The sequence below is a fragment of the Aeromonas sp. MR7 genome (assembly GCF_963899385.1).
Taxonomy (GTDB): Bacteria; Pseudomonadota; Gammaproteobacteria; order Enterobacterales; family Aeromonadaceae; genus Aeromonas; species Aeromonas bestiarum.
On sequence record NZ_CAWQXH010000032.1, the window covers coordinates 147,893 to 163,563 of the forward strand.

Annotated in this window: 16 protein-coding genes; 12 read left to right on the plus strand and 4 right to left on the minus strand. The window is 61.9% G+C overall.

Annotated elements, in window-relative coordinates; translation table 11 throughout:
* Positions 1–106: 106 nt before the first annotated feature.
* Together AACW87_RS15295 and AACW87_RS15300 are read left to right on the plus strand one after the other, a co-directional pair.
* Positions 107–1,006 carry a chemotaxis protein gene (locus tag AACW87_RS15295; protein WP_042870112.1) on the plus strand — a complete coding sequence of 300 codons (900 nt, stop codon included), beginning with the start codon at positions 107–109 and terminating at the stop codon, positions 1,004–1,006.
* A 68-nt stretch (positions 1,007–1,074) separates the two neighbouring features.
* Positions 1,075–2,058, plus strand: coding sequence for a hydrolase (locus AACW87_RS15300; protein WP_241325446.1), 984 nt, complete (start codon positions 1,075–1,077; stop codon positions 2,056–2,058).
* On the opposite strand, the gene AACW87_RS15305 is transcribed toward AACW87_RS15300, so the two are convergent.
* Entirely contained in the window at positions 2,040–3,191 is a 1,152-nt protein-coding gene (locus tag AACW87_RS15305) for a sensor domain-containing diguanylate cyclase (RefSeq protein WP_241325447.1), read from the minus strand. The two genes, AACW87_RS15300 and AACW87_RS15305, sit on opposite strands and share 19 nt — an antisense overlap.
* Before the next feature lie 89 nt (positions 3,192–3,280).
* On the opposite strand from AACW87_RS15305, the gene AACW87_RS15310 reads away from it, so the two are divergent.
* On the plus strand, positions 3,281–3,523 hold the full coding sequence (locus AACW87_RS15310; RefSeq protein WP_042870108.1) for a YheU family protein: 243 nt from the start codon (positions 3,281–3,283) through the stop codon (positions 3,521–3,523).
* A 512-nt stretch (positions 3,524–4,035) separates the two neighbouring features.
* Here the strand turns inward: AACW87_RS15310 and AACW87_RS15315 are convergent.
* Entirely contained in the window at positions 4,036–5,382 is a 1,347-nt protein-coding gene (locus tag AACW87_RS15315) for a UDP-glucose dehydrogenase family protein (protein ID WP_241325448.1), read from the minus strand.
* Positions 5,383–5,602: 220 nt separating this feature from the next.
* Here AACW87_RS15315 and arnB point away from each other — a divergent pair, with 220 nt between their 5' ends.
* The 9 genes from arnB to AACW87_RS15360 all read left to right on the plus strand — a co-directional run bounded on the left by arnB (position 5,603) and on the right by AACW87_RS15360 (position 14,789).
* Positions 5,603–6,739, plus strand: a complete 1,137-nt coding sequence (gene arnB, locus AACW87_RS15320; RefSeq protein ID WP_241325449.1) for a UDP-4-amino-4-deoxy-L-arabinose aminotransferase — start codon at positions 5,603–5,605, stop codon at positions 6,737–6,739.
* A 6-nt stretch (positions 6,740–6,745) separates the two neighbouring features.
* Positions 6,746–7,723, plus strand: a complete 978-nt coding sequence (gene arnC, locus AACW87_RS15325; protein ID WP_043135086.1) for an undecaprenyl-phosphate 4-deoxy-4-formamido-L-arabinose transferase — start codon at positions 6,746–6,748, stop codon at positions 7,721–7,723.
* Positions 7,723–9,714 carry a bifunctional UDP-4-amino-4-deoxy-L-arabinose formyltransferase/UDP-glucuronic acid oxidase ArnA gene (gene arnA / locus AACW87_RS15330; protein ID WP_241325450.1) on the plus strand — a complete coding sequence of 664 codons (1,992 nt, stop codon included), beginning with the start codon at positions 7,723–7,725 and terminating at the stop codon, positions 9,712–9,714. Before arnC ends, arnA begins: the two co-directional genes overlap by 1 nt.
* The gene (gene arnD, locus AACW87_RS15335) at positions 9,707–10,606 is read left to right on the plus strand and encodes a 4-deoxy-4-formamido-L-arabinose-phosphoundecaprenol deformylase (protein ID WP_241325452.1); all 900 of its coding nucleotides are present in this window, start codon (positions 9,707–9,709) and stop codon (positions 10,604–10,606) included. The genes arnA and arnD overlap by 8 nt, the downstream gene beginning before the upstream one ends.
* Positions 10,607–10,727: 121 nt before the next feature.
* Complete coding sequence (arnT, locus tag AACW87_RS15340) at positions 10,728–12,371, plus strand: lipid IV(A) 4-amino-4-deoxy-L-arabinosyltransferase (RefSeq protein ID WP_241325454.1); 1,644 nt, start codon at positions 10,728–10,730, stop codon at positions 12,369–12,371.
* Positions 12,371–12,715 (plus strand): EamA family transporter, encoded by a 345-nt coding sequence (locus tag AACW87_RS15345; RefSeq protein WP_043135091.1) that lies wholly within the window; start codon positions 12,371–12,373, stop codon positions 12,713–12,715. The genes arnT and AACW87_RS15345 overlap by 1 nt, the downstream gene beginning before the upstream one ends.
* Positions 12,712–13,143 carry a 4-amino-4-deoxy-L-arabinose-phosphoundecaprenol flippase subunit ArnF gene (gene arnF / locus AACW87_RS15350; protein ID WP_241325456.1) on the plus strand — a complete coding sequence of 144 codons (432 nt, stop codon included), beginning with the start codon at positions 12,712–12,714 and terminating at the stop codon, positions 13,141–13,143. Before AACW87_RS15345 ends, arnF begins: the two co-directional genes overlap by 4 nt.
* Positions 13,144–13,370: 227 nt before the next feature.
* Positions 13,371–14,240, plus strand: coding sequence for a phosphoribulokinase (locus AACW87_RS15355; RefSeq protein ID WP_042870090.1), 870 nt, complete (start codon positions 13,371–13,373; stop codon positions 14,238–14,240).
* 15 nt (positions 14,241–14,255) lie between these two features.
* Complete coding sequence (locus tag AACW87_RS15360; RefSeq protein ID WP_043135095.1) at positions 14,256–14,789, plus strand: DUF4136 domain-containing protein; 534 nt, start codon at positions 14,256–14,258, stop codon at positions 14,787–14,789.
* Between the two features lie 67 nt (positions 14,790–14,856).
* On the opposite strand, the gene AACW87_RS15365 is transcribed toward AACW87_RS15360, so the two are convergent.
* Together AACW87_RS15365 and AACW87_RS15370 are read right to left on the minus strand one after the other, a co-directional pair.
* Complete coding sequence (locus tag AACW87_RS15365; RefSeq protein ID WP_042870087.1) at positions 14,857–15,153, minus strand: MliC family protein; 297 nt, start codon at positions 15,151–15,153, stop codon at positions 14,857–14,859.
* 49 nt (positions 15,154–15,202) lie between these two features.
* On the minus strand, positions 15,203–15,607 hold the full coding sequence (locus AACW87_RS15370; protein WP_005311765.1) for an OsmC family protein: 405 nt from the start codon (positions 15,605–15,607) through the stop codon (positions 15,203–15,205).
* Positions 15,608–15,671 lie beyond the last annotated feature (64 nt).

A 15,671-nucleotide genomic window follows, 5' to 3' on the forward strand; every position in this document is an offset into this window, starting at 1 on the left:
TTTTGCGGCAAACGGCCGCTAATAACGGGAGCGTCATTTCTCCTATAATCCTTTATGCTAGGGGCCTGAATTGACTGATACCGTTTTGACTCACAGGACATCTGCCATGAAAAGCAAAGCCAACCAATCCCAGGGCATGTTGCTGTTTCATCTCTCGGCCAAACAATCCTTCGCCATCGGCACCCTCAAGGTGAAGGAGATAGTGCCTTACACCCAGCTCACGGCCATGCCGCACTCGCACCCGACCGTGCTCGGCGCCGCCAGCATGCGGGGCACCACAATTCCGGTGATCGACATGGCCATGGCGGTGGGCTATCGCCCGATCAGCAAGGAGGAGATGCCGAACTGCTTCATCATCATCACCGACTGCCGCCGTACCCTGGTGGGCTTTCTGGTGCGCGGCATCGACAAGATCACCGAGTGCAACTGGCGCGACATCGAATCCCCGCCCGCCGCGCTCGGCCATAACGTGTTCGTGACCGGGGTGACCCGGGTCAACGACCAGCTGATCCAGCTGCTGGACGTGGAGCTGATCCTGTCGCGGGTCTACCCGGACGATCCCAGCCACCTCTACCCTGTGCTGACCGACGTGCAGCGTGAGCGGATCAAGCCGATGCGGATCCTGCTGGTGGACGACTCCTCCGTCGCCCGCCGCCAGCTGATGGCGGCGCTGGACTACATCAACATCCCCTATGAGGTGTGCACCAACGGCAAGGATGCGCTGGCCCTGATGCAGGCTCGCGCCAGCCAGAAGACCCCCATAGATATCCTGGTGAGCGATATCGAGATGCCGGGGCTCGACGGCTACGAGCTGGCCTTCGAGGTACAGAGCGACGCGACGCTGGCGGGGGCCTACATCATATTGCACACCTCGCTCTCCAGCGAGATCAGCGTGGAACGTGCCCACCAGGTGGGCGCCCACGAGGCGCTGACCAAGTTTGAGGCCAACGAACTGATCCAGGCCATGCTGCGCGGTGCCGAGCACCACGACAGCCTGCTGGCCTGACAAGCCGGCGAGAAGCCCCCCTTCTCGCCGCACTTTTGACTGCCCTGATGCCTGTTTCGGACCCCATCATGCTCATAGAGAGTCACTTCCACGCCCCCTGGTGGGCGCGCAATCCCCATCTGCAAACCATATTGCCAAAGTGGCTGCGACGGGCGCCGGCCCGCTTCGTGGCCGAGCGTTTGGAACTGGCGGACGGGGATTTCGTCGATCTTGCCTGGAGCGGCGACATCAGCCAGAACGCGCGGCCACTGATGGTGCTGTTTCACGGGCTGGAGGGGAGCATCCACTCCCACTATGCCAAGGGGTTGTTCGCCCATCTGCAACGACAGGGGGACGAAGCCGTGCTGATGCATTTTCGTGGCTGCAGCGGCGAGCCGAACCGTCTGCTGCAGGCTTATCACTCCGGCGCCATCGAGGATGCACAGGCGCTGATCGCCGAGCTGGGCCGGCGCTTTCCCGGCAAGCCACTGATCGCCATCGGTTATTCGCTGGGGGGCAACATGCTGGTCAATCTGCTGGCGCTGGCCTGCCCCCGTGAGCTGCAGGCGGCCGTGGTGATCTCGGCACCGCTGCGGCTGGACAGCTGCGCCGATCGGGTCAATCAGGGCTTCTCCCGGGTCTATCAGAGCTATCTGCTGCGCACCATGCGCGACAACCTGCAAAACAAGATCCGGCACCAGGCCGAGGCTGGCAAACGCTGGCAGCCACAGCAGGTGCAACAGATTGCCACCCTGCGCGACTTCGACGAGCAGGTCACGGCGCCGCTGCACGGCTTTGCCAGCGCCGACCACTACTACCAGCGCTGCTCCGGCCTGGGGCTGCTGGCCCGCATCCCCATTCCCACCCTGGTGATCCATGCCGCCGACGATCCCTTCATGACAGAAGCCGTGATCCCGCGGCCGGAGCAGCTCTCACCCATGGTGCGTTACGAGTTGAGCCGACGGGGCGGCCATGTGGGCTTCCTGCACGGCACGCCCTGGCGCCCCCGCTTCTGGCTGGAGGAGCGCATCAGCCAATGGGTGAAGGAGCAGACTCAGGGGGCGAGCAGGTAGCCGTTGCGCCCCGTCTCCTTGACCCGATAGAGCGCCTCGTCGGCCCGCACCAGCATGTCGGCAACCGACTCCTGCCCCCGCCACAAGGCTATGCCCTGACTCACAGTCACGCAGGGAGAGACCTCCGACAGGGCATGGGGAATGGCGCGCACGGCCAGGGCGGCAGCGATGCGCCTGGCAATCTGCCCGGCGATCCCGTCGTCGGCGCCGGGCAGCAGGATCACGAACTCCTCCCCGCCATAGCGAGCCACCACATCGGCCGGCTGCCGCACCGCCTCCCGCAGGCAATCGGCAACCGCAATCAGGCAGTTGTCCCCCTGCAGATGACCGTAGTGGTCGTTGAAACGTTTGAAGAAATCCACATCCAGCAGCAGGATGGCAAACTCGCCATGCCGCTGCTGCGCCTCGGCCAGGATCTGCTCGCTGACCTTGGCAAAGTGACGCCGGTTGGCCAAGCCGGTCAGGGGATCCTGCTTGGCCATGCCATCGAGCTGACGAGCCAGCGCCAAGTTCTCATGCTCGCGAGACACCGCCAGCACGAACCAGCCGTTCAGCATGCGGCGCCCCGTCTCCAGCATGATGATGAGGCAGCCTACCGCCAGCCAGTGCACCGCAGGGAAAGGAACCTTGACGAACAAGGCCTCCAGCAACAAGAAAAGCAGGGGCGGCACACTGAAACAGTAAAACAGCCTCACCTCGCAATAGAGGGCCACCAGCGCCGTCATCAGCAACAGGCTGATGAGATCGAAGGCCAGACTGAAGCCTCCCCTCAGCTCGATCAGGGCGATGGCGTAGCCGAGCAGCGCCCAGGCTATTCCCCACAGCAGGGCGCCAGCCCGTAGACAGGGCGGCCAGACGGTCAGGGGTTGATGGGACAGCCAGCGCCAGAACAGCGGAAACAGCAGGCAGACCAGGGTCATCAGGATAACCTGCACCTCATAACTCCAGGGCAGCACGCGGGCGATCACCAGATGGGCATCGCGATAGACATAGAAGCGGGCAAGCAGGAACAGGATCGCCAGCTGGTTGACGGCCCAGAACCAGTGCAACCCCTTGCTCAGGGCCAGACGGCGTGACTCGCACAGGTGCTGATCGAAGTGGGTGGAGAGGCTGCGTTGTTCATCAGACAGCATGTGCACACCCGCTGACAGCCCCATAAATCCCTTGCGCTTGCTGGCAACAGATAGACAATATCCACTCTCTGGTAACTGAAGATGAACCCATGATTATCCCCTGGCAAGACTTGGACTCCGATACCCTCAACAGCCTGCTCGAGCACTTCGTACTGCGGGAAGGCACCGAGTACGGTGAGCATGATGTCAGTCTGGCTGACAAGGTCGACGATGTCAGACAACAGTTGCAACAAGGCCTGGCCGTGATCGTCTACAGCGAGCTGCACGAGAGCGTGAACATAGTGTCAAAGGCCACCCTCAGCAGCGCTCCGGTGGACGATATACCGGAATAGCCCTGCCATTTCCATCCCAATCTGGGTCTTGCCAGCGCGACCCGCAGGATGGCGCCACGGACCCGACAGTTCCCGCCCCGGATCCGCGCATTTCCCGGATATAAAAATGGCCCGCCGAGTCATCGGAGGGCCATTTGGGGCAAATTATGTGCCTGAGCGGCGGAATTTATTCAGCGATCCCGGTTCTATTTTGAATGAATAGAGAGCCGGCCTTGATCACACCAAATAAAAATAGATGTCGTTCACTCTGATATAAACGGGTGTTCATGCTTCCCGGCTGGACGGAAAAGTCCATAGCGGAAATATAATTAAGAAAAAGAGAATCTCATCACAATATTGCCGAAATATGACAAGACAATTTCCCCATATCAATACAGGGTTCATGTCCATCTATGGCTGGCCCGGCACCACCAGCCCCCATATTTGCAATCGATGGCAAGCAGAGTCCTGATGATAGGCAAATCACAGGCGTGCGATGCAATGGCGGGCGCTCATGTCGGTGCGCCCATCCCTTATTTCGTTACCGACTCGCCGCGACCAATGCCGTAGTAATGAAAACCATGCTCCTTCATGCGACCCGGATCAAACAGGTTGCGACCATCCACGATCAGCGGCCATGTCAGCGCCTGCTTGATGGCGACGAAGTTGGGGGCCTTGAAGTGGTTCCACTCGGTGCAGATCACCAGGGCATCCGCACCGAACAGGGCGGCCTCCTTGGTGCCCATCAGCCGCAGCTTGTCACAGTTGCCATAGAGGTGCTGGGCCTCCTGCATGGCCTCGGGATCATAGGCCTGCACGGTCGCCCCGGCTTGCCAGAGCGCCTCCATCAGGGCCCGGCTCGGCGCCTCGCGCATGTCATCGGTATTGGGCTTGAACGCCAGCCCCCACAGGGCGATTGTCTTGCCGGACAGGGTCTCCCCTTCGGATCGGAAGAACTCTGACAGCAGCTGAAAAAGCCGCGACTTTTGCTGCTCATTGACCCGTTCCACCGCCCGGATCAGCGGCGTGTCGTACTCCAGCTCCTGGGCCGTTGCCAGCAAGGCTTTGACATCCTTGGGAAAACAGGAGCCACCATAGCCACAGCCAGGGTAGATGAACTGATAGCCGATACGCTGATCCGAGCCTATGCCCTGGCGCACCATCTCGATGTCGGCGCCGACCCGCTCGGCCAGTCCGGCCATCTCGTTGATGAAGCTTATCTTGGTAGCCAGCATGCAGTTGGCGGCGTACTTGGTCAGCTCGGCGCTGCGCACATCCATGAACAGGATGCGATCATGGTTGCGGTTGAACGGCTCGTAAAGCTCGCGCATCAGCTGGCGAGAGGCCTCGTTGGCGGTGCCCACCACGATGCGATCCGGCCGCAGGCAATCCTGGATGGCGGAGCCCTCCTTCAGAAACTCGGGGTTGGAGACCACATCGAAGGCGAAGGAAACATCCCGCTGCTGCAAGATGGCATTCACCCTGGCCGTCACCTTGTCGGCTGTGCCCACCGGCACGGTCGACTTGTTGACTATAACGACGGGGGTATCGCGATGCAGGGCTATGGTTTCGGCCACCGCCAGCACATGGCGCAGATCGGCGGAACCATCGTCCCCCGGCGGCGTGCCGACCGCCAGAAATTGCACCTCGCCGTGTTTGACGGCCTGCACGGCATCCGTGGTAAACACCAGGGCACCGCTCTTGATATTGCGCTGAAGCAGGGCTTCCAGTCCAGGTTCATAGATGGGAACCTGGCCGGCCATCAATTCAGCCACCTTCTGTTCATCGACATCGACACAGATAACTTGGTGGCCGACATCGGCCAGTACCGTGGCCTGGACCAAGCCCACGTAGCCACTTCCAAATACAGTAATATTCATATTGATACAACCAAAATGTCAGAGATGATGTAATTTGGAAAAACAAGAATCTGGGGGGTTATAAATATTTACCACATTACCTAAGATGACAGCATGAGTTAATTGTTACCAGCTGTTTCTGGCCCATTGCAGGCCCGCTTTTATATACGATATGTTGAGCATCATTTTGAGGGCTGCCCCGCCTGCTGGGCACTGATTAATATTCATTGTTGGATCGCTTATGCAAGATTTTCTGCCATTTTCGAGGCCCGCCATCGGCGATGCCGAGATAAGTGCTGTCTGTGAGGTGCTGAAATCGGGCTGGATCACTACCGGCCCGAAGAATCACGAGCTGGAGCAGCAATTCTGTGACACATTCGGCTGCCAGCATGCGGTCGCGCTCTGCTCTGCCACCGCCGGCATGCACGTCACCCTGATGGCGCTGGGGATAGGCCCGGGGGATGAGGTGATCACCCCCTCCCAGACCTGGGTCTCCACCATCAACATCATCACCCTGCTCGGCGCCGAGCCCGTCTTCGTCGACGTGGACAGGGACACGCTGATGACCAGCGCCGAACTGATAGCGCCGCTCATCACGTCCAAGACCAAAGCCATCATACCGGTCCACTACGCCGGTGCCCCCGTCGATCTGGACCCTATCCTCGACCTGGCACGCCAGCACGGCATCCACGTCATCGAAGATGCGGCCCACGCGGTTGGCACCCGCTACCGGGATCGCTGGATTGGCGCCACCGGCACCGCCATCTTCTCCTTCCATGCCATCAAGAACCTGACCTGCGCCGAAGGGGGCATGCTGGTGACCGATGACAAGGAATTGGCGGACAAGGCCCGCATGCTGAAGTTTCACGGGCTGGGGGTGGATGCCTTCGATCGCATGAGCCTGGGCCGCAAGCCGCAGGCGGAAGTGATCACCCCGGGCTTCAAGTACAACCTGGCCGACATCAACGCCGCCATCGCCCTGGTGCAGCTGGCGCGCCTGCCCGAGCTCAATGCCAGACGGGCCGAGCTGGTGGCCCGCTATCAGGAAAAACTGGCCGGCCTGCCGCTGATGCCGCTCGCCGTACCCGCCTATTCCCATCTGCACGCCTGGCACCTGTTCATGGTACGGGTCGACCCCGAGCGCTGTGGTCTGGACCGGGATCGGCTGATGCAGGCGCTGCAGGAGCGCGGCATAGGCACAGGGCTGCACTTTAGGGCCGCCCATACCCAGAAATACTACCGCGAGCGCTACCCGACGCTCCGCCTGCCTCATACCGAGTGGAACTCATCGCGCCTGTGCACCCTGCCACTCTTCCCGGACATGACGCTGGCCGACGTTGACCGTGTGGTCGCGGCACTCATCGACATATTGGAGTAACGACACGTGAACAACACAGACATCAAGCTGGTTTCGGTGATAATCCCCGTCTACAACGAGGAGGCCAGCCTGCCCGTGCTGCTGAGCCGGGTCACGGCAGCCTGCGAGCTCCTGCCCCAGGATTACGAGGTGATCCTGATCGATGACGGCAGCCACGACGGCTCCACCGAGATCATCAGCGAGGCCGCCGCCAAAGACGGCAGCAAGCTGGTCGGGGTGCTGCTCAATCGCAACTATGGCCAGCATGCCGCCATCATGGCCGGCTTCGAGACCGCCAAGGGGGATCTGGTGATCACCCTGGATGCGGATCTGCAGAACCCGCCGGAGGAGATCCCCCGTCTGGTGGAGGCCGCCATGCAGGGTTATGACGTGGTGGGCACTGTGCGTCGCAACCGCCAGGACTCCTGGTTCCGCAAGACCGCCTCCCGCCTCATCAACAAATCGGTGCAAAGAGCCACCGGCGTGCACATGAGCGACTACGGCTGCATGCTGCGGGCCTACCGCCGCCACATCATAGACGCCATGCTCTGCTGCCAGGAGCGCAGCACCTTCATCCCCATCCTGGCCAACAGCTTCGCCCGCCGCACCATAGAACTGGAAGTCGGCCATGCCGAGCGGGCCCACGGCGAATCCAAATACGGCCTGATGCACCTCATCAACCTGATGTATGACCTGGTCACCTGCATGACCACCACCCCCCTGCGGCTGCTCAGCATAGTCGGCAGCGTGGTGGCGGGCATAGGTTTCACCTTCTCCATCCTGCTGATCCTGATGCGCTTCGTGATGGGCGCAGACTGGGCCGCCGATGGCGTCTTCACGCTCTTTGCCATTCTCTTCACCTTCGTCGGCGTACAGCTGCTGGGCATGGGGCTGCTGGGGGAATACATAGGCCGCATGTACACAGACGTGCGCGCCCGTCCCCGCTACTTCATCCATCAGGTCGTGCGTACCGCCTCCACTCCTTCGCAACAGGAAGCTGAATAATGAAAGTTGTCGTCTTTGCTTATCACGATATCGGTTGTACCGGTATCGAGGCCCTGCTCGAGGCAGGCTACGAGATCCAGGCCGTCTTCACCCACGCCGACGATCCCGGCGAGAACCGCTTCTTCGGCTCGGTCGCCCAGCTCTGCGCCGAGCACGATCTGCCGGTCTACTCCCCCGAGGATGTCAACCATCCGCTCTGGGTCGAGCGCATCAAGGAGCTGGCGCCCCAGGCCCTCTTCTCCTTCTACTATCGCAACATGCTCAAGCAGGCGATCCTGGACATTCCGACCGTCGGTGCCTTCAATCTGCACGGTTCCCTGCTGCCCGCCTACCGCGGCCGCGCGCCCATCAACTGGTGTCTGGTCAACGGCGAGACCGAAACCGGCATCACGCTGCACCAGATGACGGCACGACCCGATGCCGGCGCCATCGTCGCCCAGCAGGCCGTCGAGATAAAAGACGCCGACACTGCGCTGACCCTGCACGGCAAGGTACGCCTCGCCGCCAGGACCTTGCTGGAGGCCGAGCTGCCGAAACTGCGCGCCGGCGACATCTCGCTCACCCCGCAGGATGAGAGCAAGGCCAGCTACTATGGCCGCCGCACCCCGGCCGATGGCGAGCTGCACTGGGATAACCCGGCCCGGACGCTCTACAACCTGGTGCGCGCAGTGACCCAGCCCTATCCGGGCGCCTTCAGCTTCGCCGGCGATCGCAAGCTGACGGTGTGGAAGGCAAATCATCTCGAGCAGACCAGCGACAAGCTGCCCGGCACCATCCTCAGCCAGGATCCGCTGCGCATCGCCTGCGGTGAAGGGGTGCTGGAAATCGTGGCCGGCCAGGCGGAAGGCGGCCTCTATGTGCGTGGCGCCCAGCTGGCCCGTGAGCTGGGTCTGGTGGCCGGCATGCGGCTCGGCCCCAAGGCCAGCAATGCCCTGCGCAAGGAGCGCCTGACCCGGGTGCTGATCCTCGGGGTCAACGGCTTCATCGGCAACCACCTGACCGAGCGCCTGCTCAAGGATGGCCGTTACGAGGTCTATGGGCTGGATATAGGCGCCAGCGCACTGGAGCGCTTCATCGGCCACCCCAACTTCCATTTCGTGGAAGGGGACATCAGCATCCACACCGAGTGGATCGAGTATCACATCAAGAAGTGCGACGTGATCCTGCCGCTGGTGGCCATCGCCACCCCCATCGAATACACCCGCAACCCGCTGCGCGTGTTCGAGCTCGATTTTGAAGAGAACCTCAAGATCGTTCGCTACTGCGTGAAGTACAACAAGCGCATCATATTCCCCTCCACCTCCGAGGTGTACGGGATGTGCGACGATCACAGCTTCGATGAAGACGAATCCCGCCTCATCGTCGGCCCCATCAACAAGCAGCGCTGGATCTACTCCGTCTCCAAGCAGCTACTGGATCGGGTGATCTGGGCCTATGGCAAGAAAGAGGGGCTCAGCTTCACGCTGTTCCGTCCCTTCAACTGGATGGGCCCGCGCCTCGACAGCCTGGACTCCGCCCGCATCGGCAGCTCCCGCGCTATCACCCAGCTGATCCTGAACCTGGTGGACGGCACCCCGATCCAGCTGGTGGATGGCGGCGCCCAGAAGCGCTGCTTCACCGACATAGAGGACGGCATCGAGGCCCTGTTCCGCATCATAGAGAACAAGGGCAACCGCTGTGATGGCCAGATCATCAACATCGGCAGCCCGGACAACGAGGCCAGCATCCAGCAGATGGCCGAGGTGCTGCTCACCAAGTTCGAGGCTCACCCGCTGCGCCACCACTTCCCGCCGTTTGCCGGCTTCAAGATGGTGGAGAGCAAGTCCTTCTACGGCGATGGCTATCAGGATGTCTCCCACCGTCGTCCGAGCATCAAGAATGCCCGCCGCCTGATCGACTGGGAACCGACCATCGAAATGGAAGAGACCATAGGCAAGACCCTGGACTTCTTCCTGCAAGGGGCGGTCACCACGGGAGTCGAGCATGATTGATGTGGGTCTGCGGATCGACGTTGATACCTTCAGGGGGACCCGTGACGGGGTTCCCCGCTTGCTGCAACTGCTCGACAAGCATCAGGTCAAGGCCAGCTTCTTCTTCTCGGTCGGCCCCGACAACATGGGCCGCCACCTGTGGCGCCTGCTCAAACCCCGCTTTTTGCTGAAGATGCTGCGCTCCAACGCAGCATCCCTCTATGGGCTGGACATACTGCTGGCCGGCACCGCCTGGCCCGGCAAGTCCATCGGCAAGCAGCTGGGCTCCCTGATGCGCGACACCGACAGCGCCCGCCACGAGGTGGGGCTGCACGCCTGGGATCACCACGGCTGGCAGGCCAATACGGGCCGCTGGGATGAAGCGACGCTCATTCACCAGACAAGGCTGGGGGTGGATGCGCTCAACCAGATCCTGGGACGGGAGGTGGACTGCTCCGCCGCCGCCGGCTGGCGGGCAGACCCGCTCACCACCCAGGCCAAGGAACATTTCGGCTTTCGCTACAACAGCGACTGTCGCGGCAGCGGCCTGTTTCGGCCCCTGCTGCAGGACGGGCGGCTCGGTACGCCGCAGATCCCGGTCAATCTGCCCACCTTCGATGAAGTGGTCGGCCCTGAGGTGACGGCGGCGCAGTTCAACGCTTTCATCCTGGGCAGGCTCTGCACGCCGCCGCAGGTGGCGCCTCACGTCTACACCATTCACGCCGAAGTGGAAGGGATCGTGATGGCGGATCAGTTCGATGCCCTGCTGAGCGAAGCCAGGGCGCGCGGCATCCGCTTTGTTCCGCTGGGGGATCTGTTACCATCCGACCCCGCTCAGCTGGGCGCCGGGCGGCTGGTACGCGGCACCCTGCCAGGGCGAGAGGGCTGGCTTGGCTGCAAGGCCGACGCATAGACCAGACACAACAAGTCAGGCCACCAGACAGTGGCAGGATGAACCATGACGCAGCACATCGGGCCCCTGAGGGCGGCATGATGAACCATTGCGCTCACCACACAATGCTACAGAGGATGTCATGACGTTGACCAAGTGGGCCCTGCCCCTGTTCTTTCTCTTCTTTTACCTGCTGCCGCTCGACCAGCGGCCGCTATGGAGCCCCGACGAGAACCGCTACGCCGAGATAAGCCGGGAGATGGTGAGCACAGGAGACTGGGTCGTGCCCCACTTCCTGGGCTTGCGCTACTTCGAGAAGCCCATCGCCGGCTACTGGTTCAACAGCATCAGCCAGCAGCTGTTCGGTGACACCAACTTCGCCGTGCGTTTCGCCTCGGCCGCCGCCACCGGCCTGAGCGCCGTGCTGATCTTCTGGTTCGCGCTGCAGCTGTGGCAGTGCCGGCGCAAGGCCTTCCTCGCCAGCCTCATCTATCTGTCGCTGTTGATCGTCTACGGCATAGGCACCTACAGCGTGCTCGATGCCATGGTCACCCTCTGGCTCAACGCGGCCATGGTCAGCTTCTACATCATCCGCAAGGAGGGATCGCTGCGCAGCCGGATCGGTGGCTACCTGCTGTTCGGCCTCGCCTGCGGCATGGGCTTTCTCACCAAGGGCTTCATCGCCCTGGCGGTGCCCGTCATCGTCATAGTGCCCTATGTCCTCTATCAGCGCCGTCTGCTCGAGCTGGTGCGCTTCGGGCCGCTGGCCATCCTAAGCGCGGTCCTGCTGACCGCCCCCTGGGCCATCGCAGTGCACCTGCGCGAGCCCGACTACTGGCACTACTTCTTCTGGATTGAACACATACAGCGCTTCGCGGCGGACAACGCCCAGCACAAGGCGCCGTTCTGGTACTACCTGCCCATGGGGCTGCTCGGCACCCTGCCCTGGCTCGGCCTGTTGCCAGGTGCTCTGCGCAAGGGCTGGCAGGATCGCAAGATAAGCCCGGAGACCCTCTATCTGCTGGCCTGGGTCATCTTGCCGTTCCTCTTCTTCAGCATCGCCAAGGGCAAGCTGCTCACCTACATTCTGCCCTGCTTCGCCCCGCTGGCCATGCTGATGGCCGCCAGCGCCGTCGACCTGCTCAAGGAAGGTAAAGAGCGAGCTTTCAGGGTCAATGCCTGGCTGAACGGCCTGTTCGGCCTCATCTGCCTGGCGGTGCTCGCCGTGCTGGCCTTCTCCCCCAGCCACGCCGTCTACGGCGAAGAGGATCACGGGGCGCTGGCGGTGGCCATGGTCATCTTCGCCGGCTGGGCTCTGCTTGGTTTCATCCAGTTGAAGGATGTCAGCCACCGCTGGACCCTGAGCGCGCTCTGCCCCATGGTGCTGGCCATAGGCCTGCCCTGGGCGCTGCCGCAATCCCTGATCGACTCCAAACTGCCGGAACGCTTCATCGAGGCCAACCAGGCCGTGCTGATGCAGTCCAGCACCCTGCTGGCCAACGATGTGGGGCTGGCGTCCTCCCTCGCCTGGGAAACCCGGCGCAGCGAGATCACCCTGTTCGACAGCAAGGGCGAGGTGCATTACGGTCTCGGCTATCCGGATGCCAAGGGGCGCTACGTGGCGCGCGCCGACTTCCCTGCCTTGCTGGCAGAGGCGCGTAAAAAAGGTCAGGTGGCCCTGTTGATGAAGACGGATCGGGACGGCAACACGGGCCCCGTGCCCCCCGCTGACGAGACGATCGTAAGTCATCGGCTGACCCTGCTGATCTATCACGGGGTCCAGTGATGGACATACTGCTGCTGCTGCTGGTGTGCCTGCTGACCTGCGGCGGTCAGATGCTGCAAAAGCAGGCGGTCATCAGCTGGCAGCGTCAGCCCTGCAGCCACTGGCAGAAGCTGTTGTCACCCTGGCTCATCGCCAGCGTGGCGGCCCTCGGCAGCGGCATGCTGCTCTGGATCTACCTGTTGCAGCGGCTGCCGCTGAGCATGGCCTACCCCATGCTCAGCATCAATCTGGTGCTGGTGCTGATAGGCTCGCGGCTGTTCTTTCACGAGCAGATCACCTATCACAACTGGCTGGGGGCTGGCGCCATCATCATTGGCGCCCTCTTGCTGGGAGGCTTGCTATGAGTGGGGTTGGCAAAGCACCTGAGGTGACGGGGAAGCCCGCACTCAAGGGCTATCTCTATGTGCTCGGCAGCATACTGCTGGTGACCCTGGCCCAGCTCGGCATGAAGTGGGGGGTGATCCAGTTGCCCGCCTGGCAGGCGGATCTCGCCGTCATGCTGGCCCACCCGCTGCCGCTGCTGGTCATCCTCGCCGGGGTGGGCTGCTACGCCCTGTCGCTGCTCTGCTGGCTGGCGGTGCTGCACTCCACCCCGCTCAATATCGCCTATCCCCTGCTCAGCACCAGCTATGCGCTGGTCTACCTGCTGGCGGTCAGCATACCGAGCTTTGCCGAATCGCTGGAGCCGGGCAAGGCGGTGGGGGTGATCTTCATCCTGCTGGGGGCCGTGCTGGTGGGGATAAAGCCGGCGAGCAAGCAAGGCGCCAGCTAGCTATTGCTACACGAAACGGCGGCGCGTCTGCGCCATCTCAATCAGGGCTGCATCGTCAGCCCTTTTTTTTGTGGCGCGACTCCCCCTGCGCTCCCCCTTCATCACTGAGTACCCGGTAACAAGTGTCACGCCAAGCTGCCTGTTGCAAGACAGTACCGACAAGCGGCGCACTTGACCGCACTCGTAACATGCCTTTATAACGGAACTCCCAAGGAAGAGAGAATTCTATGTCGGCCAAGCATCCCATCATTGCGGTTACCGGTTCGTCCGGTGCCGGCACCTCCACCTCCACCAACGCCTTTCGCTCCATGTTTCATCAGCTGGGGTACAAAGCGGCGGTGGTGGAAGGGGACAGTTTTCATCGCTACACCCGACCGGAAATGGACGTGGCGATCCGAAAGGCGCGCGAACAGGGGCGCCACATCAGCTATTTCGGCCCCGAGGCCAACGACTTCGGCCTGCTGGAGAGCTTCTTTCAGGAGTACGGCCAGAACGGCAGCGGCCAGTATCGGCGCTACCTGCACAGCTTTGACGAGGCGGTGCCCTTCAACCAGATGCCGGGTACCTTCACCCCCTGGCAAAACCTGTCAGCCGACACAGACCTGCTGTTCTATGAGGGGCTGCACGGCGGCGTGGTCACCGAGGATCACAACGTGGCCCGCCACGTGGACTTTCTCATAGGCGTGGTACCCATCGTCAACCTGGAGTGGATCCAGAAGCTCATTCGCGACACCTCGGAGCGGGGTCACTCGCGCGAGGCGGTGACCGATTCGATCGTCCGCTCCATGGACGACTACATCAACTTCATCACACCGCAGTTTTCCCGCACCCACATCAACTTCCAGCGGGTGCCGACCGTGGATACTTCGAACCCCTTCAGTGCCAAGGTGATCCCGAGTCTGGACGAGAGTATGCTGGTGATACGGTTTCGTGGCATCAAGCAGGTGGACTTCCCCTACCTGCTGTCGATGATAGATGGCGCCTTCATGTCACGGATGAACACCATAGTGGTCCCGGGTGGCAAGATGGGCTTCGCGATGGAGCTGATCCTGCGCCCGCTGATCCAGCAACTGCTCGAAACCGGCAAGATCACCTGAGCCAAGGAGTTTATGATGCGGTTAGCGTTTCTCTCTGTGGTATTGGCCGCCCTGCTGGGCGGTTGCAGCAGCGGCCCCGCCGCCCCGACCGTCGAGTCGGGCACCATGGTGGTGCGACCGGCGGCCAGCTGGCCGTTCGGGGCGACGCCGCGCTATGCGCTGGCCGAGCAGTTCCAGTATGCGGGTGACAGTGCCGAGGGCTGGCTGGAGCCGGTGCAGCAGGCGGTCAACCAGGAGCTGGGCAGCAAGGGCTGGCAGAGCGTGCCGCTCGCCGAGGCCGATGTCTGGGTTGCCATCGGCGTCGCGGGCAGCAAGGATCTGAGCGATGGCGAGATCTTCGCCCGCCTCGGCATGACGCCCGGGCTGCAGGCCAAGGCAGGCGATCGCAAGGGTACCCTGGCCATAGTGCTGCTCGACCGGCGCACCCAGCAGGCGGTGTGGAGCAGCGCCATCTCCCTCGCCAGCGACGTGGCCATCCCGGAGGCGTCACGCCGCCAGCTGAGCCAGCAACTGGCCAGCCAGATGCTGAACGCCCTGCCGACCCGCTGATACGACGCCCTTCCCCATAAAACAAAACGGCCTGCGCGAGCAGGCCGTTGCGATCACACCATGACGATCACTTGCGCTGACAGGTCAGCAGGGTCACCCCTTTTTGCGTGAGGAGAGCCTGCTTCTCCTGATTCCAGAAGGTGGTGACACCGTCGGAATACTTGGCACCGGATTCCGCTTCCACCCGGCCCAGCTTGTGATACACGCCGGCATAGGGGAACTGCACCATGTCGGCCTGGGCATCATAGGTCACGGCCAACAACTCTTCCCCGCACTGGTACTGGCTGTACTGGTACTGGGTCGGTTGCGGCATGCTGCAGGCCGCCAGCCCCAGCAGGGGAAGTAACACGATCATGTTTTTCATTGCACTTTCCTTATGTCATGGTGTTATTCAATCGGAAGAGTCACGGCTATCAGGCTTCAAGAATTTGATAACTATGGGTAATTTCTACCGCTTTTTCCAACATCAGGGAAACGGAACAGTACTTTTCCATCGACAGGTCCACGGCGCGGGCCACCTGTTTCTCCGCCAGCCCCTTGCCGGTCACGACGAAGTTGAGGTGGATCTTCTCGAATACCCGCGGCACCGACTCCACTCGCTGCCCTTCCAGCTCCACATGGCAAGCGGTCACGGATTGACGCGCCTTCTCCAGGATGGAGACCACGTCGATCGAGCTGCAACCGCCTACCGCCAGCAGGATCATCTCCATCGGGCTGGCACCTTCGCCGGGGTTGGCGCCGTCCAGGGTCACCTGATGACCGGACTCACTCTCGCCGACAAACTTCATGCCTTCCACCCAGCTGACCTTGGCTTTCATCTCACATTTCCTCTTAATGACGACAGATCTGACTGACATAGCATACCCCAGACGGAGCTATAGC